Here is a 21,745-nt window from a genome sequence, read left to right on the forward strand (position 1 = left end):
ATAAGAAATTTTTATCCCATGAACCTGAAGTTTCTCGAAACCTTTGTCTGGGTCGCCCGACTCAAGAGTTTCCGCCTCACCGCCGACAAGCTCTTCACCACCCAGGCGTCGATTTCCAGCCGCATCGCCGTGCTCGAAGGCGAGCTCGGGGTGAAGCTTTTTCTGCGCGATTCCAGGGGCGTGAGTCTGACGCCCGAAGGCCTGAAAGTGCTTGATTACGCCGAGCAGATGATGGACACCATGCAGGCGCTGAAGCAGTCGATCGAAACCCGTTCGAGCAAGGCCGGACGCGTACGCATCGGCGTGATGGACACAGTGATCCACACCTGGCTGAGCCCATTGGTGGCGCAGATGACCGATCACTATCCCCTGGTGGAAATCGAGCTGGTGGCCGATACCTCGCTCAACCTCTGCGATCAGCTGCAAAAAGGCTTCCTCGATGTGATCCTGCAAACCGACCTGTTGCGTCAGGAAAGCGTGCGCAGCCTGGAGCTGGCCAGCCATCCCATGGGTTGGATCGTCGCCAGCAACTCGCTGTACAACCGTGAATATTCAGGCGTTGCCGATCTGGCGAACGAGCGGATCATTACCTATTCGAAAAACTCCCACCCCCATCAGGAAGTACTCGCTCTGATGCAAGCCAATGGCGTCATGGCACCCAGGCTGAACTGCGTGAATTCGGTGTCGGCGATTACCCGCTTGTTGCGCGATGGCTTCGGCATCGGCGCCTTGCCGCCAGTATTGGTCGCCGAAGAACTGGCACGCGGGGAATTGACCTTGCTGGCCATCGATCAACGCCCGCCGAACCTGCAAGTGGTGGTGTCGTGGCGGGTGGGTGTGGAATGGGTCGAGGAGATTGTGGCGTTGTGTCAGCAGGTGCTGGAGGGGTATGCGCGTCGGGTGGGTGAGGATTACATCGTTTTGGCCAAACCCGGCTTGTAGGCGACGCGATCATTGTGGCGAGGGAGCTTGCTCCCGTTGGGCTGCGAAGCGGCCCCAAAACCAGCCACTTCGGACATTCAGTCATACTGCATTTATCGGTTTACGACTGCTGCGCAGTCGAGCGGGAGCAAGCTCCCTCGCCACAAAAACCGCCTCAATCGTTACAACCCCCGCAAATCCCGCTCTTCGATCGGCCGGCTCTGGCGCAAGCGCTTGCCGCCCAGCACCACCCAGTCGATCAGGCGGAACAGGCACTCCAGACCAAATGACAGCAGCATCGCACCGCTCATGCCCCAGATCATCGCTTCGGGCGTCAACAGGATCTGGTAGCTGTAGCCGTTCCAGGTTTCCTTGCGAATGTCCGGATCGGCGGCCAGCACCACTTGCAGGAAGCGGATGTACCACGGGCCTTGCATGGCCTGGAACTGCTTGTCCAATGCCCGCTGGCGGGTCAGCAGGTTGTTCAGGCTCTCGGCATCGCTGCGAAAAATCGGGTCCTCGCTGGCGCGATAGTGAGCCACCAGCGCCTGCATATCGCCCTTGAAGAACTGATTGGCCGTGCCCTGGAACCCGCTCAACCCAGCCTGCGCTTCAATCAGATGCGCTTCGACCCGCTTGGCGTAATCGTTGATGAACCCGGGCACCTGGACACCGACCAACAGGCCCGCCGCGAACAACACCAGCCGTAGATAACTGAGCAACATGGGGAGTAGATCCTTATTCGGTCCTGCCCTGGCTGACGCATTCACCGCGTCGCCACAGGCTCCATTGGCCCGGTTCGTAGCGGGTCCAGGTTTCGTTTTCGGTCAAGGGTTCGGTGGCGATCACCGTGACCACGTCGTTGGGCGTGGTTTCGGCCTGGAAATCGACGATCACATCGACATCCTTCAAGCGCGCCGGGCCGAACGGAGCACGACGGGTAATCTGCGCCAATTTCGTCGAGCAATAGCAGAACAGCCAGTCGCCGTCGCTGAGCAGGCAGTTGAACACGCCTTTGCTACGGTATTCGGCGCAGGCGGCCACCAAGTCTGGCAGCAACGCTTCGACCTCCACCGGATCGGGAAACGCTCCACGTACGCGGTTGAGCAAATCGCAGAACGCCGCTTCGCTGTCGGTATCCCCCACAGGACGGTAGAAGCTGGTGACGGGCTGGAAATCAGCCAGCTGGCCGTTATGGGCGAAACACCAGTTGCGGCCCCACAATTCGCGCACGAAAGGATGGGTATTGGACAAACAGACCTTGCCGACGTTGGCCTGGCGTATGTGCCCAATCACCACTTCGCTCTTGATCGGATAGCGTTGCACCAGGTTCGCGACTTCCGACTCGCTGCTCGCCGCCGGATCCTGAAACAGGCGCAAGCCCCGGCCTTCGTAAAACGCGATGCCCCAGCCGTCACGGTGCGGACCGGTGCGCCCGCCACGCTGCATCAGACCGGTGAAGCTGAACACGATATCGGTCGGGACATTGGCGCTCATGCCCAATAACTCACACATGCTTGGACTCTCGCTCGATGGCAGCGGCCAGGTTACAGGCGGGGCTCGACCCGCATACGCTGAGGATTGCTCGGTACAGGCGGACGGCCGTAACGATCGTCGCCGGCGCCGCCGAACGGGTGCACTTCGTCCGGCTCGTCAGCCAGGGCCGCGGCTTTGGCTGCAGCGGCTTTTTCCTTGCGCTCATTGGAAGCGCGTTCGATGGGGAAGCGGATCGCCACGAACACCAGGTAGATGCCGAACGCGATCATGCCGTACATGAACAGATCGGAAATGGCCCGCCAGGCGTTATTGCCGACCTTGAACAACAGGTCCAGGGCAGTAATGGCGATGGCCGGGGCCACCTTTTCCTTCACCGGGTCGATGATGGTCGGGCTAAACAGCAAAACCGCCATCAGCAACCGCAGCGGCTCACGCAGCCAACGCCACATCCAGCGGGTAATGCGCATCCACACCAACAGGCAGCCCAAAGCGGCAAAGGCGTAGAGGCCCCAAGCGATCAGATAGTCGTTCTCGGTCATGGTGTCCATGGCAAGGCAGGCAAAGAGGCGCTTATGATAACGGCTTTTCGCACGTCAGGCTTGCCCCAAGCGCAATCCATGTGGGAGCGAGCCTGCTCGCGAAGGCGTCTTCAGCAGCACCCAAAAAACCCGAGTCAATGCATGTCCTCGCTGAACCTCACAAACCTCACCTGGTCCCCCCTGGGCCATGGCCACTGTCATCACCAGTTCCAACTGCGTGATGCCTCGCTGCAGGTGGCCGCCGGAGAGTTCGTCGGCTTGATCGGCCCCAACGGCAGTGGCAAGACCAGCCTGTTACGTTGCGCCTGGCGCTTCAGCAAGCCGGAAAGCGGCGAAGTCACGCTCGATCATCACAACGTCTGGCGACAGTCGTCACGCTGGTGCGCGCAACGCATCGCCGTGGTGTTGCAGGAATTTCCCGATGCCTTTGGCCTGACCGTCGACGAGGTGGTCGCCATGGGTCGTACACCGCACAAAGGCCTGTTCGATGGCGACACGGTCGAGGATAGAAAGCTTGCGACCCAGGCCTTGAAGTCGGTTGGCCTTGAAGGTTTCGAAGACCACGCTTTCTCCACCCTCTCCGGCGGAGAGAAGCAGCGGGTAATCCTCGCCCGCGCCCTGGCCCAGCAACCACAACTGCTGATCCTCGACGAGCCGACCAACCATCTCGACCCGCGCTATCAACTGGAGCTGTTGCAGTTGGTCAAGCGCCTGCAGATCGGCACCCTGGCCAGCATCCACGACCTCAACCTGGCCGCTGCCTTCTGTGATCGGCTGTACGTGATCAACCACGGCCGCATCGTCGCCAGCGGCACGCCGAAAGAAGTCCTGACCAGCGCGTTGCTGCGCAACGTTTTCGACGTCGAAGCACTGGTCGACGAGCATCCCTTGCACGGCTACCCACGAATTACCTGGATAACCCAACCATGATAATGCGTCCCCTGCTGTACGCTTCCCTGATGCTGTGCAGTGCCCAGGTATTGGCCGAGGCCACGCACTACCCGCTGACGATTCAAAGCTGCAACCGCGAGGTGACCTTTCAGCAAGCACCGAAGCACGCCGTCAGCCACGACATCAACATGACCCAGATGATGCTCGCCCTCGACCTCCAACCGCGGATGGCCGGCTACAGCGGTGTGTCTGGCTGGAAATCGGTGACGCCTGAGATGCACACCATCCTCGATGGTTTGCCGGAACTGGCAGCCAAGTATCCGTCGGTGGAAACCTTGCTGAACGCCAACGTCGACTTCTTCTTCGCCGGCTGGGATTACGGCATGCGCGTGGGCGGCGACCTCACGCCACAAACCCTGCAACCGTTGGGCATCAATGTCTATGAGTTGACGGAGTCCTGCGCCTTCGTGATGAAGCGCCCGGCGGCGACGCTGGAGGACACTTACAACGACCTGCGCAACCTCGGGAAAATCTTCGACGTACAGGACCGGGCCAACACCCTGATCGGCCAGATGCAGGCGCAAGTCGCCGCAGTCCGCAAACACCTGCCCGCCGACAAGCCACGGGTGTTCCTGTACGACAGTGGCGAAGACCGGGCCATGACCTCGGGCCGTCTGGGCATGCCGCAAGCGCTGATCGATGCCGCTGGCGGACGTAATGTGCTCGACGACGTCGAAGCGAGCTGGACCCGGGTCAACTGGGAAAACGTCGTCGAGCGTAATCCGCAGGTGATCGTGATCGTCGATTACGGCGAGGTCACTGCCGAACAAAAAGTGCAATTCCTGCTGAACAACAAGGCGCTGCAATCGGTGGACGCGATCAAGCATCAACGCTTTATCGTCATCCCGTACGTGCAGGCCACGCCGGGCATCGACAACGTGCTGGCGGTGCAAGCCCTGGCGAAAGGCTTCCACGGCGGATGATCGATCGTCGCTACACCTTGTTACTGATGGCCCTGGGCGCGCTGCTGCTGGTGTCCTGTGTGGTGTCCCTGGGTTTTGGCCCGGCACGGGTGCCCGTGGACGTGGTGTGGCGAATTCTGCTGCACAAGCTGTTCGGAGTTGGCGTACCCGACTGGAGCGCTGGCCAGGAACACATCGTCTGGCTGATCCGCGTGCCGCGCATGTTGCTCGGAGCGCTGGTCGGTGCCGGGCTGGCGCTGATCGGCGCGGTATTGCAAGCCGTGACGCGTAATCCGCTGGCCGACCCGCATTTGCTCGGAGTCACGTCCGGCGCCACCTTGGGCGCCGTGATCGTGGTGCTGCATGTCGGTGAAATCGTCGGCCTGCTGACTCTTCCCATCGCCGCTTTCATCGGCGCGTTGTTGAGCATGCTCGTGGTGCTGTTGATCGCCAGCCGTCACGGCCGCCTGGACAGTGATCGCCTGTTGCTGTGTGGCGTGGCGGTGTCTTTTGTGATGATGGCGATTGCCAACCTGCTGCTGTTTCTCGGCGATCACCGCGCCAGCTCCGCGGTGATGTTCTGGATGCTCGGCGGCCTGGGGCTTGCGCGGTGGGAACTGCTGGCAGTCCCGGCCACCAGCGTACTGCTCGGTCTGGTGTTGCTGCTGGGCATGGCACGGTCGTTGAACGCGTTGATGGCAGGCGAGCAGACGGCCGTGACCTTGGGACTGAACGCCCGAACGGTGCGGTTGTGGGTGTTCGTGATCGCCTCGCTGATGACTGGCGTACTGGTGTCCATCAGCGGCTCGATAGGTTTCGTCGGGTTGATGGTGCCGCATATTGCGCGGCGGCTGGTCGGGGCGGAGCACCGCCGTTTGCTGCCCGCATGCGTGTTGCTCGGCAGCGTGTTTCTGGTGTGGGTGGACGTCGCCGCCCGTACCATGATCGCCCCAGAAGACCTGCCCATCGGCGTTGCCACCGCCGCCATCGGCGGCCTGTTCTTCATCGGCCTGATGCGCCGCCGCTGATTTATACAAATCAAAAACTGTGGGAGCGAGCCTGCTCGCGAATGCAGTGTGTCAGTCACATAGATGGAGACTGACACGACCTCTTCGCGAGCAGGCTCGCTCCCACAAGTGATTACCGTTGCCCGCCCCAATGTGGCGCAGCACTGCGCACCAACGCACGAGACGCGTCCCTTCATGGTGCGCCATCAATCCCCGCAACCGCTCTAAACCGACATTTCCGTGCCTTTCCCCGACCAGGCACAGCCCTTGCTAAAGACCCTTCAGTCGTCCGCATCTGCCAACCAGAAAAATTAAACGTTCATGGAGATCGCACAATGAAGCGTCGCAGTTTGATCAAGGCTTTCACACTCTCGGCAAGCATTGCCGCGATGGGCATGACCTGGACTGTCCAGGCTGCCGAGACCATCAAGGTCGGGATTCTGCATTCGTTGTCCGGAACCATGGCGATCTCCGAAACATCGCTCAAGGACATGGCGTTGATGACCATCGACGAAATCAACGCCAAGGGCGGCGTAAACGGCAAAATGCTGGAGCCGGTGGTGGTGGACCCAGCATCGAACTGGCCGCTGTTCGCGGAAAAGGGACGCCAGTTGCTGACCCAGGACAAGGTCGCCGTGGTGTTCGGCTGCTGGACCTCCGTGTCGCGTAAGTCAGTGCTGCCGGTGTTCGAAGAACTCAATGGCCTGCTGTTCTACCCGGTGCAGTACGAAGGCGAAGAGATGTCACCGAACGTGTTCTACACCGGTGCAGCCCCCAATCAGCAAGCGATCCCCGCCGTCGAGTACCTGATGAGCGAAGAAGGAGGCAGTGCCAAGCGCTACTTCCTGCTGGGCACCGACTACGTTTACCCGCGCACCACCAACAAGATCCTGCGCTCGTTCCTGCATTCCAAAGGTGTGGCCGACAAGGACATCGAAGAGGTCTACACGCCGTTCGGTCACAGTGACTATCAAACCATCGTCGCCAACATCAAGAAGTTCTCCGCCGGCGGCAAGACCGCCGTCATCTCCACGGTCAATGGCGACTCCAACGTGCCGTTCTACAAAGAACTGGCCAACCAGGGCCTGAAAGCCACCGATGTACCGGTGGTGGCCTTCTCGGTCGGCGAAGAGGAACTGCGCGGCATCGACACCAAGCCGCTGGTGGGTAACCTCGCCGCGTGGAACTACTTCGAGTCGGTTGAGAACCCGGTGAACAAGAAGTTCGTTGATGACTGGAAAGCCTACGCGAAGAAACACAACCTGCCGGGCGCCGACAAAGCCGTGACCAACGATCCGATGGAAGCCACTTACGTCGGCATTCACATGTGGGCGCAGGCCGCGGAAAAAGCCAAGTCCACCGACGTCGACAAAGTCCGCGAAGCCCTCGGCGGCCAGACCTTTGCCGCACCGTCCGGCTACACCCTGACCATGGACAAGACCAACCACCACCTGCACAAGCCCGTGATGATCGGCGAGATCCAGGCCGATGGTCAGTTCAACGTGGTGTGGCAGACCGAAGGCCCGATCCGCGCCCAGCCATGGAGTCCGTTCATCCCGGGCAACGACAAGAAGCCTGAGTATGCGGTGAAGAGCAACTGAGCCATTGGATGTCGGGTGTGAGCACGGTGCTCATGTCCGACACAATTCCCTGTGGGAGCTGGCTTGCCAGCGATGGCATCACCTCGGTACATCAGACACACCGAGTCGCCTGCATCGCTGGCAAGCCAGCTCCCACAATGTCCGCGTCAAGGCGACTCCCTATGCCCACTGCCCTTTACCGCTTCATCCTTGCCATTGCACTTTGGTTGCCGATGGCCTCCCACGCCGGCGACACCGAGGACTTCCTCGCCGCCAATCCCACACAGCAAGCCAAACTGCTGGAGTCCTGGGCCGCGCAACCCGATCCGGCGCGCATCGAACTGATCAACGCCCTGCAACAAGGCGAGTTGTCCGTCGATGGCCAAGCGAAAACCCTGCGCCTGAACAACCGACTTCGCGGCTTGATCGACACCGCGCTGGCCAGCCATCAATTGCTTGCCGCCGATGCAAAAATCCGTCTGGCCGCCGCGCAGCAATTGCAGAAAAGCGCCAAACCCGCGCAGCTGAAGTTCCTCGACCAGCAATTGGCGGGTGAGCAGGAAGAAAGCGTGCATGCCGCCCTGAGCCTGGCCCTGGCCAATCTGCAACTGGTGGACACTGATCCCACCGTGCGCCTTGCCGCTGTACGTTTGCTGGGCGAAACCGGCGATCCGTTGGCCCGCACCCGTCTCGAAAACCTGTTGGAGCCGGGCGTCGAATCCGACGCCGCCGTGCGCACCGCTGCCGAAACCAGCCTCGCTCAAGTCAAACGCAAACTGCTGGTCGGCGAACTGATCGGGCAGGCATTCAGCGGTATGTCCCTGGGCTCGATCCTGCTGCTCGCGGCACTGGGGCTGGCAATCACTTTCGGCCTGCTCGGCGTGATCAACATGGCCCACGGCGAGATGCTGATGCTCGGAGCTTACTCGACGTACGTGGTGCAGTTGCTGTTCCAGCGTTTTGCGCCACAGGCCATCGAGTTTTATCCGCTGATCGCGTTGCCGGTAGCGTTTTTCGTCACCGCCGGAATCGGCATGGCACTCGAACGCACGGTGATTCGTCACCTCTACGGCCGTCCGTTGGAAACCCTGCTCGCTACGTGGGGCATCAGCCTGATGCTGATCCAGTTGGTACGCCTGGTGTTCGGCGCGCAGAACGTCGAAGTGGCCAACCCGGCATGGCTGTCGGGCGGGATTCAGGTGCTGCCGAATCTGGTGCTGCCGTACAACCGCATCGTGATCATCGCGTTTGCCTTGTTCGTCGTGGTGCTGACCTGGTTGCTGCTGAACAAGACACGCCTGGGCCTGAACGTTCGCGCGGTCACCCAGAACCGCAACATGGCCGCCTGCTGCGGTGTGCCGACCGGACGCGTCGACATGCTCGCCTTCGGCCTGGGATCGGGCATTGCCGGACTGGGTGGCGTTGCGCTGAGCCAGATCGGCAACGTCGGCCCGGACCTTGGTCAGAGCTACATCATCGATTCATTCCTGGTGGTGGTGCTCGGCGGTGTCGGGCAACTGGCGGGTAGCGTGTTCGCTGCCTTCGGCCTGGGCATCGCCAACAAGATTCTCGAACCGCAAATCGGTGCGGTGCTCGGCAAGATCCTCATCCTCGCGCTGATCATTCTGTTCATCCAGAAGCGTCCGCAAGGCCTCTTCGCACTCAAAGGACGGGTGATCGACTGATGAACCAGCCTCTGATGGTCACGGCTACCCAAAAGGCCGGCCCCAAAGTCACGATTGCCGTCGGTGCGGTGATCCTCCTTTTGCTGTTCGCGTTGCCGCTGCTGTCGCTGTTGCCGGCTGACAGCACGCTGCACGTCTCGGCCTACACCCTGACGCTGGTGGGCAAAATCCTCTGCTACGCCATCGTCGCCCTGGCGCTGGATCTGGTTTGGGGATACGCCGGCCTGTTGTCCCTCGGCCACGGCCTGTTCTTTGCCCTGGGCGGTTATGCGATGGGCATGTATCTGATGCGCCAGGCGTCGGGCGATGGCTTGCCGGCGTTCATGACTTTCCTGTCGTGGACCGAACTGCCATGGTACTGGACCGGCACCAGCAGCTTCCTCTGGGCCATGTGCCTGGTGGTACTGGCGCCTGGGTTGCTGGCCCTGGTGTTCGGCTTCTTCGCTTTCCGCTCGCGGATCAAGGGCGTGTATTTCTCGATCATGACCCAGGCCCTGACATTCGCCGGGATGCTGCTGTTCTTCCGCAACGAGACCGGTTTTGGCGGCAACAACGGCTTCACCAACTTCCGCACCATCCTCGGTTTCGGCATCACTGAGCCGGGCACCCGTGCGGTGCTGTTTATTGCCACGGTGCTGTTGCTGGTCGCAAGCCTGTTCATCGGCTGGCGCCTGGCGCAAAGCAAGTTCGGCCGAGTGCTGACCGCGCTGCGCGATGCGGAAAACCGCCTGATGTTCTGCGGCTACGATCCGCGCGGCTTCAAGCTGTTCGTCTGGGTGTTGAGCGCTGTGCTGTGCGGCCTGGCGGGGGCTTTGTACGTGCCGCAAGTCGGCATCATCAACCCGAGTGAAATGTCGCCCACCAACTCCATCGAAGCCGCCGTGTGGGTCGCTCTTGGCGGGCGCGGAACGTTGATCGGTCCGCTGCTCGGCGCCGGCGTGGTCAATGGCATGAAGAGCTGGTTCACCGTGGCTTTCCCGGAGTATTGGCTGTTCTTTCTCGGCGCGCTGTTCATCGTCGTGACCCTGTACCTGCCCAAAGGGGTGATCGGTCTGCTGAAAAAACGAGGTGAATCATGAGGGTCACTGCGAGCGCTGAATTCATGCTTGAGCCTGCCTTTTATCCGCCGGAACCGAACAAGGACGCCGGCAGCAGCCGCGACGCCATCGGCCTCGGCCAACGCGTCGGCCCCGGCCTGAATACCCGCCACGGCACCATCCTGACCCTGGAAGACATCAGCGTCAGCTTCGATGGTTTCAAGGCACTGAACAATCTGAACCTGTACATCGGCGTCGGCGAACTGCGCTGCATCATCGGCCCCAACGGCGCGGGCAAGACCACGCTGATGGACGTGATCACCGGCAAGACCCGCCCGAGTCACGGCAAGGCCTGGTTCGGCGAAACCCTGGACCTGACGCAGATGAGCGAAGTGCAGATCGCCCAGGCCGGCATCGGTCGCAAGTTCCAGAAGCCGACGGTGTTCGAAGCCCTGAGCGTGTTCGAGAACCTGGAACTGGCGCAGAAAACCGACAAGTCGGTATGGGCCAGCCTGCGGGCTCGCCTGAGTGGCGAACAGAAGGATCGCATCAGCGAAGTGCTGGACACCATTCGCCTGACCCCGTCGGTCAATCGTCCGGCCGGTTTGTTGTCCCATGGTCAGAAACAGTTTCTGGAAATCGGCATGTTGCTGATGCAGGACCCGCAATTGCTGCTGCTCGACGAACCGGTGGCGGGCATGACCGACGCCGAAACCGAATTCACCGCCGAACTGTTCAAGACCCTGGCGGGCAAGCATTCGCTGATGGTGGTGGAACACGACATGGGCTTCGTCGGCTCGATTGCCGACCACGTCACGGTGTTGCACCAGGGCAGTGTGTTGGCCGAGGGATCGCTGGAACAGGTGCAGGACAACGAGCGGGTGATCGAGGTGTACCTCGGTCGCTAGATTTGCAAACACATCTCCACCTGTGGGAGCGAGCCTGCTCGCGAAGGCGGTGGGTCAGACAACCTATATGGCGACTGACACACCCTCTTCGCGAGCAGGCTCGCTCCCACAGTGGAATGAGGAGAACTGAAGACATGCTGCAAGTCGACAAGCTGCACCAGTACTACGGCGGTAGCCACATTCTGCGTGGCCTGAGCTTTGACGTGAAGGTCGGTGAGGTCACCTGCCTGCTCGGTCGTAATGGCGTGGGCAAGACCACCCTGCTCAAGTGCCTGATGGGCCTGCTGCCTGCGAAAGAAGGTGCGGTGAACTGGGAAGGCAAGCCGATCACCACATTCAAGCCGCATCAACGGGTGCACGCCGGGATCGCCTATGTGCCGCAAGGTCGGGAGATTTTCGGGCGCCTGACGGTGGAAGAAAACTTGCTGATGGGCTTGTCCCGATTCCCGGGCTCCGAGGCCAAGGAAGTCCCGGCCTTCATCTACGAACTGTTCCCGGTGCTGCTGCAAATGAAGCACCGACGCGGCGGTGACTTGTCCGGTGGACAGCAACAGCAGCTTGCAATTGGCAGGGCATTGGCCAGCCGCCCGCGCCTGCTGATCCTCGACGAGCCTACCGAAGGTATCCAGCCCTCGGTGATCAAGGAAATTGGTGCGGTGATCAAGAAGCTCGCAGCCCGTGGTGACATGGCGATTCTGCTGGTGGAGCAGTTTTACGACTTCGCCGCCGAACTCGCCGATCACTATTTGGTGATGTCTCGGGGCGAGATCGTGCAGCAGGGCCGCGGCGAAAATATGGAAGCCGAGGGTGTGCGCGGTCTAGTTGCGATATAAGAGTACGATTTAATCTGTAGCAACCTAACGATAATTAGAACCCATGAATTTACCTGCCCCCACAACGCTGTTCACCCCGAGCTGGCACGCCGAGCTTGAGTTGGGCTACGCCCGATTCGGCGACACCACGCGTCCGGTACAGCGTCGCCACCTGGGCCCGCTACGGGTGCAGAAGCATTTGTATGCCGAGGGTCCGGAGGTCTGCCAGCACATCATCGTCCACCCGCCGGGCGGGATCGCCGGGGGTGATCGGCTGGATATTTCGGCCAGCGTCGGCCATGACGCCTGGGCGCAACTCACCAGCCCCGGTGCGGCCAAGTGGTATCGCGCTGCAGGTCCCGCTTATCAGCAGCTGGATTTGCGTGTGGCGGCCGGTGCGACACTGGAATGGTTGCCCCAGGAGACGATCATTTTCAGTGCGGCACAGGCTGAACTGCGCACCTGCATCGACCTTGAAGGCGATGCCAGGCTGTTCTACTGGGACGTGGTGGCATTGGGGCGGCCAGCCAGCGGTGAGCGCTTCGACCTCGGGCATTTTCAATCGCATCTGGATATCCGCCGTGATGGCCGGTTGCTCTGGCATGAGCGCCAGCGCATTGTCGGGAATGACGGTTTGCTCGATTCGCCAATTGGCCTGGACGGCCAACCGGTGTTTGCGACCCTGTTGGTGACGGGTGAGATCGATAGCGAACTGCTGGAGAAGTGCCGTTCGCTGTCCCATGACGTACGGGGGGATTTGACTCAGTTGCCGGGGTTACTGGTTGTCCGGTGCCTGGCCAGCGAGGCGCTGCTGGCGCGCAATTGGCTGATTGAGTTGTGGCGATTGCTCAGGCCGGTGCTGCTTGGCCGAGAAGCCGTCCCACCCCGAATATGGAACACCTGATGTTTGCTTTTTGTGGGAGCGAGCCTGCTCGCGAATACGGTGTGTCAGGCGACATGGATGTTGAATGTGAATCCGCTTTCGCGAGCAGGCTCGCTCCCACAGGGATTTGTAATTTCAAATCCAAATACTTTTTTAATCTGCCTTGATGGACTTCTACGATGGACCTGACTCCACGCGAAAAAGACAAGCTGCTGATCTTCACCGCCGGCCTCGTGGCCGAGCGGCGACTGGCTCGCGGCGTGAAACTCAATTACCCGGAAGCCATGGCCTATATCTCCGCGGCGCTGCTCGAAGGCGCCCGTGACGGCCAGACCGTCGCCGAGCTGATGCATTACGGCACCACCCTGCTCAGCCGCGAGCAAGTGATGGAAGGTATCCCGGAAATGATCCCGGAGATTCAGGTCGAAGCGACGTTCCCCGACGGCACCAAACTGGTCACCGTCCATCAACCTATCGCCTGAGGCTGCGCCATGACCTACACCATCCGCGATGCGGTACACGCCGATCTGCCGGCGATCCGCGACATCTATAACGACGCCGTGCTCAACACCACGGCAATCTGGAACGAACAGGCCGTCGATCTCGGCAACCGCCAGGCCTGGTTCAGCGCCCGCCAAGCCCAGGGCTATCCGATCCTGGTCATCGTCAACGCTGAGAACCAAGTGCTGGGCTACGCTTCATTCGGCGACTGGCGGCCGTTCGACGGTTTCCGTCACACCGTCGAGCATTCGGTCTACGTGCGCAGCGACCAACGCGGCAATGGGCTGGGCCCGAAACTGATGGATGCCCTGATCGAGCGCGCCAAAGACTGCGGTAAACACGTGATGGTGGCTGCCATCGAAAGCGGCAACGCCGCCTCGATTCGCCTGCACGAGCGCATCGGATTCGTGACCACCGGGCAAATGCCCCAGGTGGGTACCAAGTTCGGTCGCTGGCTGGACCTGACCTTCATGCAACTGACCCTCGATCCTGGCGCGCAACCTCCGACCGCCAGCAAGGAGTGATAGCCGATGAACCCCGCCCAACTGCGACGCGTCAACGTTGAAAGCTTTGCGCACTATCGTCAGGGATTGATTGACCTGCTGCTCGATGCGGTCGGTTACGGCGCCAGCGTCGGCTTCATGGCTGACCTCGATGCCACGCAGGCTCGCGCCTATTTCGATGAGGTTCAGGAGAACCTGAGCAAGGGACATGTGTTGCTGTGGGTGGTGGTCAAGGATGAACAAGTACAGGCCAGCGTGCAGCTCAGCCTGTGCCAGAAAGCCAATGGCCTGAACCGCGCCGAGGTGCAAAAACTGTTGGTGCGCGAGCACGCCCGGCGCCGTGGCCTGGGCCAACAGTTGATGACGGCCCTGGAACAGGCGGCCCTGCAACACCAGCGCGGCATGCTTTTTCTCGACACCGAGGCTGGCTCCCCGGCCGAAGATTTCTACAAGGCGCTGGGGTACACCCGCGCCGGCGAAATCCCCGATTACGCGTGCGACCCGACCGGCCGCTACAAACCGACAGCCCTCTATTACAAGATTCTCCAAGGAGCCCATTGATGATTCCCGGTGAATACCAGATCCAGCCCGGCGACATCGAACTCAACGCCGGCCGCCGCACGATCAGCCTGACGGTGGCCAATAGCGGCGACCGACCGATCCAGGTCGGCTCGCACTATCACTTTTTCGAAACCAACGACGCCCTGACCTTCGACCGTGTCGCCAGCCGCGGCATGCGCCTGAACATCCCCGCCGGCACCGCCGTGCGTTTCGAGCCCGGGCAAAGTCGGGAGGTGGAATTGGTGGATCTGGCGGGGCATCGTCGGGTATTCGGTTTTGCCGGTCGGGTCATGGGTGACCTTTAAGTTTCACGGTGTATGCACTGGCCCCTTCGCGAGCAGGCTCGCTCCCACAGTTGATCGCATTCCCCTGTGGGAGCGAGCCTGCTCGCGAAAGTGAGCGCAGCGAACGATTTCAAATCCAATTGAATCTCAAGGCGAACGAATGAAGATTTCCCGTCAGGCCTACGCCGACATGTACGGCCCCACCGTCGGCGACAAGGTCCGCCTGGCCGACACCGAGCTGTGGATCGAAGTGGAAAAAGACTTCACCACCTACGGCGAAGAAGTGAAGTTCGGCGGCGGCAAAGTCATCCGCGATGGCCAGGGTCAGAGCCAATTGCTGGCCGCCGACGTCGTCGACACCTTGATCACCAATGCCTTGATCATCGACCACTGGGGCATCGTCAAGGCCGACGTCGGCCTCAAGGACGGGCGCATCCACGGGATCGGCAAGTCCGGCAACCCGGACGTCCAGCCCAACGTGAACATCGCCATCGGCGCCAGCACCGAAGTCATCGCCGGCGAGGGCATGATCCTCACCGCTGGCGGCATCGACACCCACATCCATTTCATCTGTCCCCAGCAGATCGAAGAAGCGTTGATGAGCGGCGTCACCACCATGATCGGCGGCGGCACTGGCCCGGCCACCGGGACCAATGCGACCACCTGCACGTCCGGGCCCTGGCATCTGGCGCGCATGCTCCAGGCCGCCGATGCCTTCCCGATGAACATCGGCCTCACCGGCAAGGGCAACGCCAGCCTGCCGGAGCCGCTGATCGAGCAGGTCAAGGCCGGCGCCATCGGTCTCAAGCTGCACGAAGATTGGGGCACTACCCCGGCGAGTATCGACAACTGTCTGAGCGTGGCCGATCAGTACGACGTTCAGGTGGCGATCCACACCGACACCCTCAACGAGTCGGGTTTCGTCGAAACCACACTGGGCGCCTTCAAGGGCCGCACCATCCACACCTACCACACCGAAGGCGCGGGCGGCGGCCATGCCCCGGACATCATCAAGGCCTGTGGCTTCACCAATGTGCTGCCGAGTTCGACCAACCCGACCCGGCCATTCACCCGCAACACCATCGACGAACACCTCGACATGCTGATGGTCTGCCACCACCTGGACCCGAGCATTGCCGAAGACGTGGCCTTCGCCGAAAGCCGCATCCGCCGCGAGACCATTGCCGCCGAAGACATCCTTCACGACCTCGGCGCGTTCTCGATGATCAGTTCGGACAGCCAGGCCATGGGCCGGGTCGGCGAGGTCATCACCCGTACCTGGCAGACCGCCGACAAGATGAAAAAACAGCGCGGCCCGTTACCCGGTGACGGCGCAGGCAACGACAACTTCCGCGCCAAACGCTACATCGCCAAGTACACCATCAACCCGGCGATCACCCATGGCATCAGCCATGAAGTGGGCTCGATCGAGGCTGGAAAATGGGCGGATCTGGTCCTGTGGCGGCCGGCGTTTTTCGGGGTCAAGCCGACGCTGATTATCAAGGGCGGCGCCATCGCCGCCAGCCTGATGGGCGACGCCAACGCGTCGATTCCGACACCGCAACCGGTGCATTACCGTCCGATGTTCGCCAGTTACGGTGGCTCGCTGCACGCCACCAGCCTGACCTTCATCAGCCAGGCGGCGCAGGAAGCGGGCTTGCCGGAATCATTGGGGTTGAAGAAGACAATCGCCGTGGTCAAAGGCTGTCGCGATGTGCAGAAAACCGACCTGATCCACAACGATTATCTGCCGAGCATCGATGTCGATCCACAGACTTACCAGGTCAAGGCCGACGGGGTGTTGCTGTGGTGCGAACCGGCAGAAAGCCTTCCGATGGCACAACGTTACTTCCTGTTCTGACAGTTCCGCCTCTGTAGGAGCGAGCTCGCTCGCGATGAACTCCAGAACGACGCGCTTATCCAGGAACTACGCGTTATCGTTAACGTCCATCGCGAGCGAGCTCGCTCCTACAATGGCCCAGCCTACCCGCGCTGCAATCCGGCACGCTGAATGGCTTCGCCAGTCAACTTGCCGATCAACGCCTTTTCTTGCATCGCGATGGCGTCCATCTCGGCGTAGTACTGCACATCGCTCATCACCGCGCCAGCTGGCACCTCGCTGTCTGGCTTACCCAGCAGTTTGGCCAAGCGAAGAATTTCCGAGCGCCAATGCACTTTATGCACGGACGAATCGCTGTCGACCCAGGCTTGTTGCGCGGCCTGCAAGTCCAGCAAGGGCTCGGCCCTGGCGTGCAACGCTTGTATCCGGTCCTGATAGTTTCGCTTGAGGAAGTCGACCCAGAACGGCTGCTCGATCAGCCGCTCCTGCAACTGCACCCCCTGCTCTCTCGCTATCACCTGATCGTAGGCCTTGCTGATCATCTCGGCTGTCACGTCAGGCGCGCGGAACATCATCTCCCGGGATTGCCAGGGCAAATCCAGGCGCTCGGCCAATTGAGTGGGGTAGATCATATGGATTTCCACCTCATCGATATCCGCAAGCGGTCGCCCTTGAGCATCGACATGGGGGATCAGATCCCCTGTTTCATCGAACTCGGGAAACCGGCGCCCCTGCGCCACTAGCTCGCCGATCCGTTCCCGGGCAATCCTGCCTAATGCGTCCAGACGCGACTTGCCCCTGGCCAACCCAGCCAATTCGGCTTCAATCAGATCGTGGGCAGCCAATTCGTAGGCCTGGGTGATCAAGACCTCCACGCCCATGGCGTTAAACAACTGCGTACCGGCATCCACACAGGTCGTCGGGGCGGCGGCCATGCGAAACAGTTTCTCGCGCAATGCCGTGTTTTCGGCGGTCGTTTCAACCATTGACCAGACCTTGTGACACAGTTCGGCCCTTGCCTTTTCATCGGTGGTCAGCGCATCCGCAGATCGCGCCAGCTTCCTCAACTCGTTGAAAAAAGGCTCCGATCCAGGCTCCTTCTCCAGGTCAGCCCAGCGATCCTGTTTGGCCTGCCATTGCTGCTCGGTCAGCCCCTCTTTCCACAATCTGCTGTCGAGCACGCCCAAGGGAGGGTGTGGCCGATCCGGTTCAAAGCCGACCGATTGGCGATAGCCTCTGACACGCTGCAAATTCTCTGCGGAAATGGAGTCAGGTTCGTGACTGATGAGCGTACGAGCCACGATTTCCGCCTGAGCAGAACCCGGCTCCACTTGCGGAATGATTTCAAGTGCATTGGCCCGCATATCCAACATGAACGTGCGGCTGCGCGGTTGATCGAATATGCCGGCGGGCCAGGCGTTGATTTCGGTACTGCCCAACAGCAGGATGAGCAGGTCCGGCATCTGGCCGATGTCTGGGGGCGACTGCAACGGATTGCCCTCAAGCCCCAGAAATCTCAGGCGCGTCAGCCTGCTTAATTGAGTGACAGCCTGTGCATCGAACTCAATCAGGTTGTCGGACAGGTCCAGTTCCGTCAGATGAACCATTTGTCCCAAAGACTCAGGCAACTTAACCAGATCGTTATCGCTCAGATCGAGTTTGCGCAGCCGCTTGAAATAGCGCAGAAAACCATCCGCGTTCTCTTCGATACCGGCATTCGACAAATCCAGATGCGTGACGTGATCAAAGTTCGCGGTCAACGGCGGTAGTTCATCGAGTTGGCCATGCAGATCCATATCGGACAAGTCGATGAATTGCCCCTGTGGCCAGCCGGTATTGTCCAGGTCCACCTCACCCGTGTGTTGCCAGGCTTGCTTGAGCGCTCTAATGATCGCCAGTCGGGCGCCGCGACGTTGGCGAAAGTCATTGGTCGCACGCTCTGCGTCCGACACACCGTCCAACTGCGCTCGCTGCCAGTTTTGCAAGGTATGGTTGAGTCGCTTGAACTCGCGCTCACGGTTTCTCAGGATCGTGTCCTGTCGATCATCCATGCTCTGGATAAACGCTTCGACATCGGCAGACGACATCGTCGGATAGAGCGAACGAACCCGCTCTTCGACAACTCGCTGCCACTGGCTGACGTCAGGGCGATCACTCAGGGGATAACCGATGCGCTCGCCGGACAGGCGCATCGGCGGCTTGAAGAAAGGGTGCTGGCGCGGTTGCATTTTCAGCAGCGGACGAAGCTGATCATGAGACAACTGGTGTTCGACAATTTTCATTTTCAGCTGCTGGCCCTGCGTGACATGGGGCAACCCGATGGCCTGACGTTGCCGGTCAGGCAATGCGTGCTGTATCGAGGCGTAAAGGTCATCGGCGCCATGCAGATGTTCATCGCGGTCGTTACGCGCCTCGTAACGTCCCTCACTGACTCGCACAAGCACCTTGCGCTCCGTGGCGTCCTCGACGCCGACACTGGCACGCAAATCACCCTCAAGCCCGCCTTCGCGCACTTCAATACGGATATCGCCCAACCAGCCCGGCAGGTTTTTTAACGAATTGAGCGCCAGGATTTCGGTGTCCTTGTCGACCAGTTCGTCCAAGTACAATCCTTCGTAAGCCCGGGTCAAACGCACCTGCTGTTGTAGCCGGCGCGCGCCCTCGGCCAAGCGCAATGGAACACGCCTCTCACTGTTCAGGGCCGCCCGCTCAATGGGGGTGGCGTCGGCCAGCAGCTCCTGGACCATGGAAGAAGGCAAACGGGTGAAGTCCCGTTGCACAACAGCTACTGCCGCATCAGCGGACGGTTGTCGCTCGGCGTAGAGGCTGCGCATCAACCGCGCCCTGCCATTGATTGCCCGCGACTGCAGCTTTTGTTGCAACTCGCTGATACGCGCCTCAGGCGTTCGGGGCGTGTAGTGGGGCAACAACGACTTGATGTCTGCCTCACTGAAGGACGCGATGATACGAGCAGGCAATTGCCCGTTCATCAACTCCGAACGGGTGATGTTGAGGATGTCCTGCGGGGAAGCAGCGGGATTGCCGTATCTGACCGAATGCCCGCCAGGACCGGATTCCGAAAATGCCTCTATCGCCTTGCCGGTCGGCCACCCCGGCAATTCCACGGCGAGTGACGCCGCGTAACTGCACAGCGCGCTGGAGAGAGAACCGTCGCCGATTCCCCGGGCGATATTGATGGCATCGTCGTAAGCCCTGAACCTTCTTACCGTCTCGAGCAGGATCGCCGGGACCGGTTCGCTTTCGACATGCAACCGGCGCAATACCTCTGCATCGACACCACTGACGCGCCGAATGTGCTCCAGTTGCGCATCGCTGAAGCCTTCGACCAGCGGGCCGAGTCGACGCATCAACCTCATGCCTTCCCAGGTGTGGGGACGTTCCAGCTCATGGTGCCAGGCGCCTTCTCCGTTATGCGCCAATTCAGGGGCGTAGGCTCCGGGTCGGGTCGGGTGCTGGATCCGGTAATGCTCACCGGTCGCGTCCAGTTCGACCTGGAAGGGGTCGCCTTCGATGGGCAGAATCGTCTGGCCATTATGCACGTACAGCCCCAGTTCATTTGGCCTGGCCTCGGGTGCCAATGCGATAGAGGCCTTGTAGGGCGAAAGGTCCGGGTTCCACAGCTTTTGCTTGCCATCGGCCAGGATGACGGGCTTGAGATTGTCCACCCTGGACGACACCTGGATTTTCGGCAGCACCACCGCTCCGGCACCGATAAACGCCACATTCAACGCCACGCTGGAGAGGTGCGCCCACAGGTCCTTCGTTTCACCTTGCTCATAGGCCTCGACACCCTCGATGACTTCATCCAGCATTTGCGCGGCGCCTACCGCCAACATGATCGGCCCCAAACCCGGCACAACGAAGGCGGCAAGATTGAACACGCTGATCACGGCATCCAGGTAACTCGACAGCCTGGCTGCCCGAGCCTGGCTGTCTTCATCACCGGTAGGTACCGCCACCGCTCGGGCATCGGCATAGAGCTTGTCGATAGCCTGCAGCCGCAGGTACCTCCACAGATCACCCTCGATGTATTGATCATCCAGCGGCAGGTTCGAAGGCCTCGATTGAAGCGGAAAATCCGCCTCGACGCCTAGATTGCCGGGGTTATAAAACTTGTTGAACTGAGCGAAAAAAATCCCCTGTTGCCGCATGGGGATGAACTGGCTGAAATAGCGGCGATAGGCGGCACTGTGCAGGCGTGTGCGCAATTCCACCATGAAGTCTGTGCTGGAGGCATATTCTTTCAACGGCTGTTGCGGATCGTTGGGTAAATAAACCACCAGGCGCTCGACCCGATCCGAGTCTTCACGGTTCGGTCCGATCAGCAGCGGTCCGACCAACTCGATGCCAAATACGCTCAACGTCGCAAAGGTCACCGGCCTGTTGTCCAGCGTCACGCCACGCGTGCTGGCCAGCGTCTTTTTGAGCATCTGGTAAACATCATCGCTGATACCCGATTCAATCTGATGGCTACCCGGTCTGGTAGCGAATTGAAGCCTGGCCAGTTCAGTGCACACCGCCAGCCGCTGCCGTTGGTGTTCTTCCAGTTGCCCTTCAAGTGCCTCACGCTCGTCGGCGTTTTCTGGCTGCACGATCGTCTTGATGTGCTTCTGGTACAGCGCCCCGAGATCAAGGGTGCGACAAAGCCTGGCGAAGTCGTGGGCGGCGATGGGTTTGATCTCGGAGTTGACCGCGGCGACCGTTGCAATCACCTCGCCGTCGTAGCTGCTCCAGCCGGTAATGACCCGACAGTTATTGCAAGGAAGAGGTTTTTCTTCGTCAGGCTCGAAGTTGGCCAGAGCCGCCTCGAGCAGGGAGATACCTCCATAGACGTAGGCCCCCTCTGAAGTGTCTTCATACTCGAGGACAAGGGCGCCAAAAAAATCATCGCGCCCTTTGAAACCGTATTTGCGGGCGAAGTAAACGTTTTTGACGTCCAGATCCAGATTGAACTGCGCCTTGATCGCGTTCTTCAGCGGCTCTTCGGCGAACGCGAAAACATCCTTGACCGTGCCAAGCCTGGTTTCAATCTGATTCAAGCTCTCGCGGTATCGCGTGTGGCTATCGGCCAAGGCCTTCTTTTGCTCGGGCGAAGCACTCCGATACCAGGCCGGCAATTGCAGTTCGTGGTGACCGATTTCCTCTTGTCGCTGTGCAGAAGCTCCCGTGAACCAAGCGGGTATCCGATCCTTGATGAAGTCATAGTGCACACCTCGAAGATCGCTGTTGAACACGCCTTCGGATGTGGGAGAGGGTGTATTTGAATCGAGCATGGCAGGTCATCCGTGACTGATTGGAAAGCCATCAGCCTAA

19 protein-coding genes are annotated in these 21,745 nt (G+C 60.5%); 15 read left to right on the forward strand and 4 right to left on the reverse strand.

What is annotated here, in order from left to right; translation table 11 throughout:
- Positions 1 to 18: 18 nt before the first annotated feature.
- Positions 19 to 942, forward strand: a complete 924-nt coding sequence (locus ACSFE6_RS06715; protein WP_435426862.1) for a LysR family transcriptional regulator — start codon at positions 19 to 21, stop codon at positions 940 to 942.
- A gap of 161 nt (positions 943 to 1,103) precedes the next feature.
- Here the strand turns inward: ACSFE6_RS06715 and ACSFE6_RS06720 are convergent, their stop codons facing one another.
- From ACSFE6_RS06720 to ACSFE6_RS06730, 3 genes are read right to left on the reverse strand one after another with little or no spacing between them, the layout of a single operon-like run.
- Entirely contained in the window at positions 1,104 to 1,646 is a 543-nt protein-coding gene (locus ACSFE6_RS06720; RefSeq protein ID WP_435426863.1) for a DUF2937 family protein, read from the reverse strand.
- Positions 1,647 to 1,659: 13 nt separating this feature from the next.
- Positions 1,660 to 2,436, reverse strand: coding sequence for a class II glutamine amidotransferase (locus ACSFE6_RS06725; RefSeq protein ID WP_435426864.1), 777 nt, complete (start codon positions 2,434 to 2,436; stop codon positions 1,660 to 1,662).
- Positions 2,437 to 2,468: 32 nt separating this feature from the next.
- On the reverse strand, positions 2,469 to 2,966 hold the full coding sequence (locus tag ACSFE6_RS06730; RefSeq protein WP_435426865.1) for an MFS transporter: 498 nt from the start codon (positions 2,964 to 2,966) through the stop codon (positions 2,469 to 2,471).
- A gap of 132 nt (positions 2,967 to 3,098) precedes the next feature.
- On the opposite strand from ACSFE6_RS06730, the gene ACSFE6_RS06735 reads away from it, so the two are divergent.
- The 14 genes from ACSFE6_RS06735 to ureC all read left to right on the forward strand — a co-directional run bounded on the left by ACSFE6_RS06735 (position 3,099) and on the right by ureC (position 16,432).
- Positions 3,099 to 3,887: an ABC transporter ATP-binding protein gene (locus ACSFE6_RS06735; protein ID WP_435426866.1), complete on the forward strand. Its 789-nt coding sequence runs from the start codon at positions 3,099 to 3,101 to the stop codon at positions 3,885 to 3,887.
- Positions 3,884 to 4,831 carry an ABC transporter substrate-binding protein gene (locus ACSFE6_RS06740; protein ID WP_435426867.1) on the forward strand — a complete coding sequence of 316 codons (948 nt, stop codon included), beginning with the start codon at positions 3,884 to 3,886 and terminating at the stop codon, positions 4,829 to 4,831. The genes ACSFE6_RS06735 and ACSFE6_RS06740 overlap by 4 nt, the downstream gene beginning before the upstream one ends.
- Entirely contained in the window at positions 4,828 to 5,838 is a 1,011-nt protein-coding gene (locus tag ACSFE6_RS06745) for a FecCD family ABC transporter permease (RefSeq protein WP_435426868.1), read from the forward strand. Before ACSFE6_RS06740 ends, ACSFE6_RS06745 begins: the two co-directional genes overlap by 4 nt.
- Positions 5,839 to 6,152: 314 nt before the next feature.
- Positions 6,153 to 7,418 (forward strand): urea ABC transporter substrate-binding protein, encoded by a 1,266-nt coding sequence (gene urtA / locus ACSFE6_RS06750; RefSeq protein ID WP_077048973.1) that lies wholly within the window; start codon positions 6,153 to 6,155, stop codon positions 7,416 to 7,418.
- 161 nt (positions 7,419 to 7,579) lie between these two features.
- A complete protein-coding gene (gene urtB / locus ACSFE6_RS06755; protein WP_435426869.1) occupies positions 7,580 to 9,082 on the forward strand; it encodes an urea ABC transporter permease subunit UrtB in 1,503 nt (500 codons plus the stop codon).
- Positions 9,082 to 10,161: an urea ABC transporter permease subunit UrtC gene (gene urtC / locus ACSFE6_RS06760; protein ID WP_435426870.1), complete on the forward strand. Its 1,080-nt coding sequence runs from the start codon at positions 9,082 to 9,084 to the stop codon at positions 10,159 to 10,161. Before urtB ends, urtC begins: the two co-directional genes overlap by 1 nt.
- Positions 10,158 to 11,027: an urea ABC transporter ATP-binding protein UrtD gene (gene urtD, locus ACSFE6_RS06765; RefSeq protein WP_435426871.1), complete on the forward strand. Its 870-nt coding sequence runs from the start codon at positions 10,158 to 10,160 to the stop codon at positions 11,025 to 11,027. Before urtC ends, urtD begins: the two co-directional genes overlap by 4 nt.
- A gap of 134 nt (positions 11,028 to 11,161) precedes the next feature.
- Positions 11,162 to 11,860, forward strand: coding sequence for an urea ABC transporter ATP-binding subunit UrtE (urtE, locus tag ACSFE6_RS06770; RefSeq protein WP_435426872.1), 699 nt, complete (start codon positions 11,162 to 11,164; stop codon positions 11,858 to 11,860).
- Positions 11,861 to 11,903: 43 nt separating this feature from the next.
- Entirely contained in the window at positions 11,904 to 12,743 is an 840-nt protein-coding gene (locus ACSFE6_RS06775) for an urease accessory protein UreD (RefSeq protein ID WP_435426873.1), read from the forward strand.
- A gap of 158 nt (positions 12,744 to 12,901) precedes the next feature.
- Positions 12,902 to 13,204 (forward strand): urease subunit gamma, encoded by a 303-nt coding sequence (ureA, locus tag ACSFE6_RS06780; RefSeq protein ID WP_007937143.1) that lies wholly within the window; start codon positions 12,902 to 12,904, stop codon positions 13,202 to 13,204.
- A gap of 9 nt (positions 13,205 to 13,213) precedes the next feature.
- Positions 13,214 to 13,747: an N-acetyltransferase family protein gene (locus ACSFE6_RS06785; RefSeq protein ID WP_435426874.1), complete on the forward strand. Its 534-nt coding sequence runs from the start codon at positions 13,214 to 13,216 to the stop codon at positions 13,745 to 13,747.
- 6 nt (positions 13,748 to 13,753) lie between these two features.
- Positions 13,754 to 14,287, forward strand: coding sequence for a GNAT family N-acetyltransferase (locus ACSFE6_RS06790; protein ID WP_435426875.1), 534 nt, complete (start codon positions 13,754 to 13,756; stop codon positions 14,285 to 14,287).
- Positions 14,287 to 14,592, forward strand: a complete 306-nt coding sequence (locus ACSFE6_RS06795; protein ID WP_435426876.1) for an urease subunit beta — start codon at positions 14,287 to 14,289, stop codon at positions 14,590 to 14,592. The genes ACSFE6_RS06790 and ACSFE6_RS06795 overlap by 1 nt, the downstream gene beginning before the upstream one ends.
- A 139-nt stretch (positions 14,593 to 14,731) precedes the next feature.
- Positions 14,732 to 16,432, forward strand: coding sequence for an urease subunit alpha (gene ureC, locus ACSFE6_RS06800; RefSeq protein WP_435426877.1), 1,701 nt, complete (start codon positions 14,732 to 14,734; stop codon positions 16,430 to 16,432).
- 122 nt (positions 16,433 to 16,554) lie between these two features.
- On the opposite strand, the gene ACSFE6_RS06805 is transcribed toward ureC, so the two are convergent.
- Positions 16,555 to 21,705: an NEL-type E3 ubiquitin ligase domain-containing protein gene (locus tag ACSFE6_RS06805; RefSeq protein WP_435426878.1), complete on the reverse strand. Its 5,151-nt coding sequence runs from the start codon at positions 21,703 to 21,705 to the stop codon at positions 16,555 to 16,557.
- Positions 21,706 to 21,745 lie beyond the last annotated feature (40 nt).

The sequence above is a fragment of the Pseudomonas baetica genome (assembly GCF_051216495.1).
Lineage (GTDB): Bacteria > Pseudomonadota > Gammaproteobacteria > Pseudomonadales > Pseudomonadaceae > Aquipseudomonas > Aquipseudomonas baetica_B.

Bases quoted from the DNA above. Each gene is read 5' to 3' on its own strand.
- ACSFE6_RS06715 (WP_435426862.1), top strand. From the start codon at position 19: ATGAACCTGAAGTTTCTCGAAACCTTTGTCTGGGTCGCCCGACTCAAG.
- ACSFE6_RS06720 (WP_435426863.1), bottom strand. From the start codon at position 1,646: ATGTTGCTCAGTTATCTACGGCTGGTGTTGTTCGCGGCGGGCCTGTTG.
- ACSFE6_RS06725 (WP_435426864.1), bottom strand. From the start codon at position 2,436: ATGTGTGAGTTATTGGGCATGAGCGCCAATGTCCCGACCGATATCGTG.
- ACSFE6_RS06730 (WP_435426865.1), bottom strand. From the start codon at position 2,966: ATGGACACCATGACCGAGAACGACTATCTGATCGCTTGGGGCCTCTAC.
- ACSFE6_RS06735 (WP_435426866.1), top strand. From the start codon at position 3,099: ATGTCCTCGCTGAACCTCACAAACCTCACCTGGTCCCCCCTGGGCCAT.
- ACSFE6_RS06740 (WP_435426867.1), top strand. From the start codon at position 3,884: ATGATAATGCGTCCCCTGCTGTACGCTTCCCTGATGCTGTGCAGTGCC.
- ACSFE6_RS06745 (WP_435426868.1), top strand. From the start codon at position 4,828: ATGATCGATCGTCGCTACACCTTGTTACTGATGGCCCTGGGCGCGCTG.
- urtA (WP_077048973.1), top strand. From the start codon at position 6,153: ATGAAGCGTCGCAGTTTGATCAAGGCTTTCACACTCTCGGCAAGCATT.
- urtB (WP_435426869.1), top strand. From the start codon at position 7,580: ATGCCCACTGCCCTTTACCGCTTCATCCTTGCCATTGCACTTTGGTTG.
- urtC (WP_435426870.1), top strand. From the start codon at position 9,082: ATGAACCAGCCTCTGATGGTCACGGCTACCCAAAAGGCCGGCCCCAAA.
- urtD (WP_435426871.1), top strand. From the start codon at position 10,158: ATGAGGGTCACTGCGAGCGCTGAATTCATGCTTGAGCCTGCCTTTTAT.
- urtE (WP_435426872.1), top strand. From the start codon at position 11,162: ATGCTGCAAGTCGACAAGCTGCACCAGTACTACGGCGGTAGCCACATT.
- ACSFE6_RS06775 (WP_435426873.1), top strand. From the start codon at position 11,904: ATGAATTTACCTGCCCCCACAACGCTGTTCACCCCGAGCTGGCACGCC.
- ureA (WP_007937143.1), top strand. From the start codon at position 12,902: ATGGACCTGACTCCACGCGAAAAAGACAAGCTGCTGATCTTCACCGCC.
- ACSFE6_RS06785 (WP_435426874.1), top strand. From the start codon at position 13,214: ATGACCTACACCATCCGCGATGCGGTACACGCCGATCTGCCGGCGATC.
- ACSFE6_RS06790 (WP_435426875.1), top strand. From the start codon at position 13,754: ATGAACCCCGCCCAACTGCGACGCGTCAACGTTGAAAGCTTTGCGCAC.
- ACSFE6_RS06795 (WP_435426876.1), top strand. From the start codon at position 14,287: ATGATTCCCGGTGAATACCAGATCCAGCCCGGCGACATCGAACTCAAC.
- ureC (WP_435426877.1), top strand. From the start codon at position 14,732: ATGAAGATTTCCCGTCAGGCCTACGCCGACATGTACGGCCCCACCGTC.
- ACSFE6_RS06805 (WP_435426878.1), bottom strand. From the start codon at position 21,705: ATGCTCGATTCAAATACACCCTCTCCCACATCCGAAGGCGTGTTCAAC.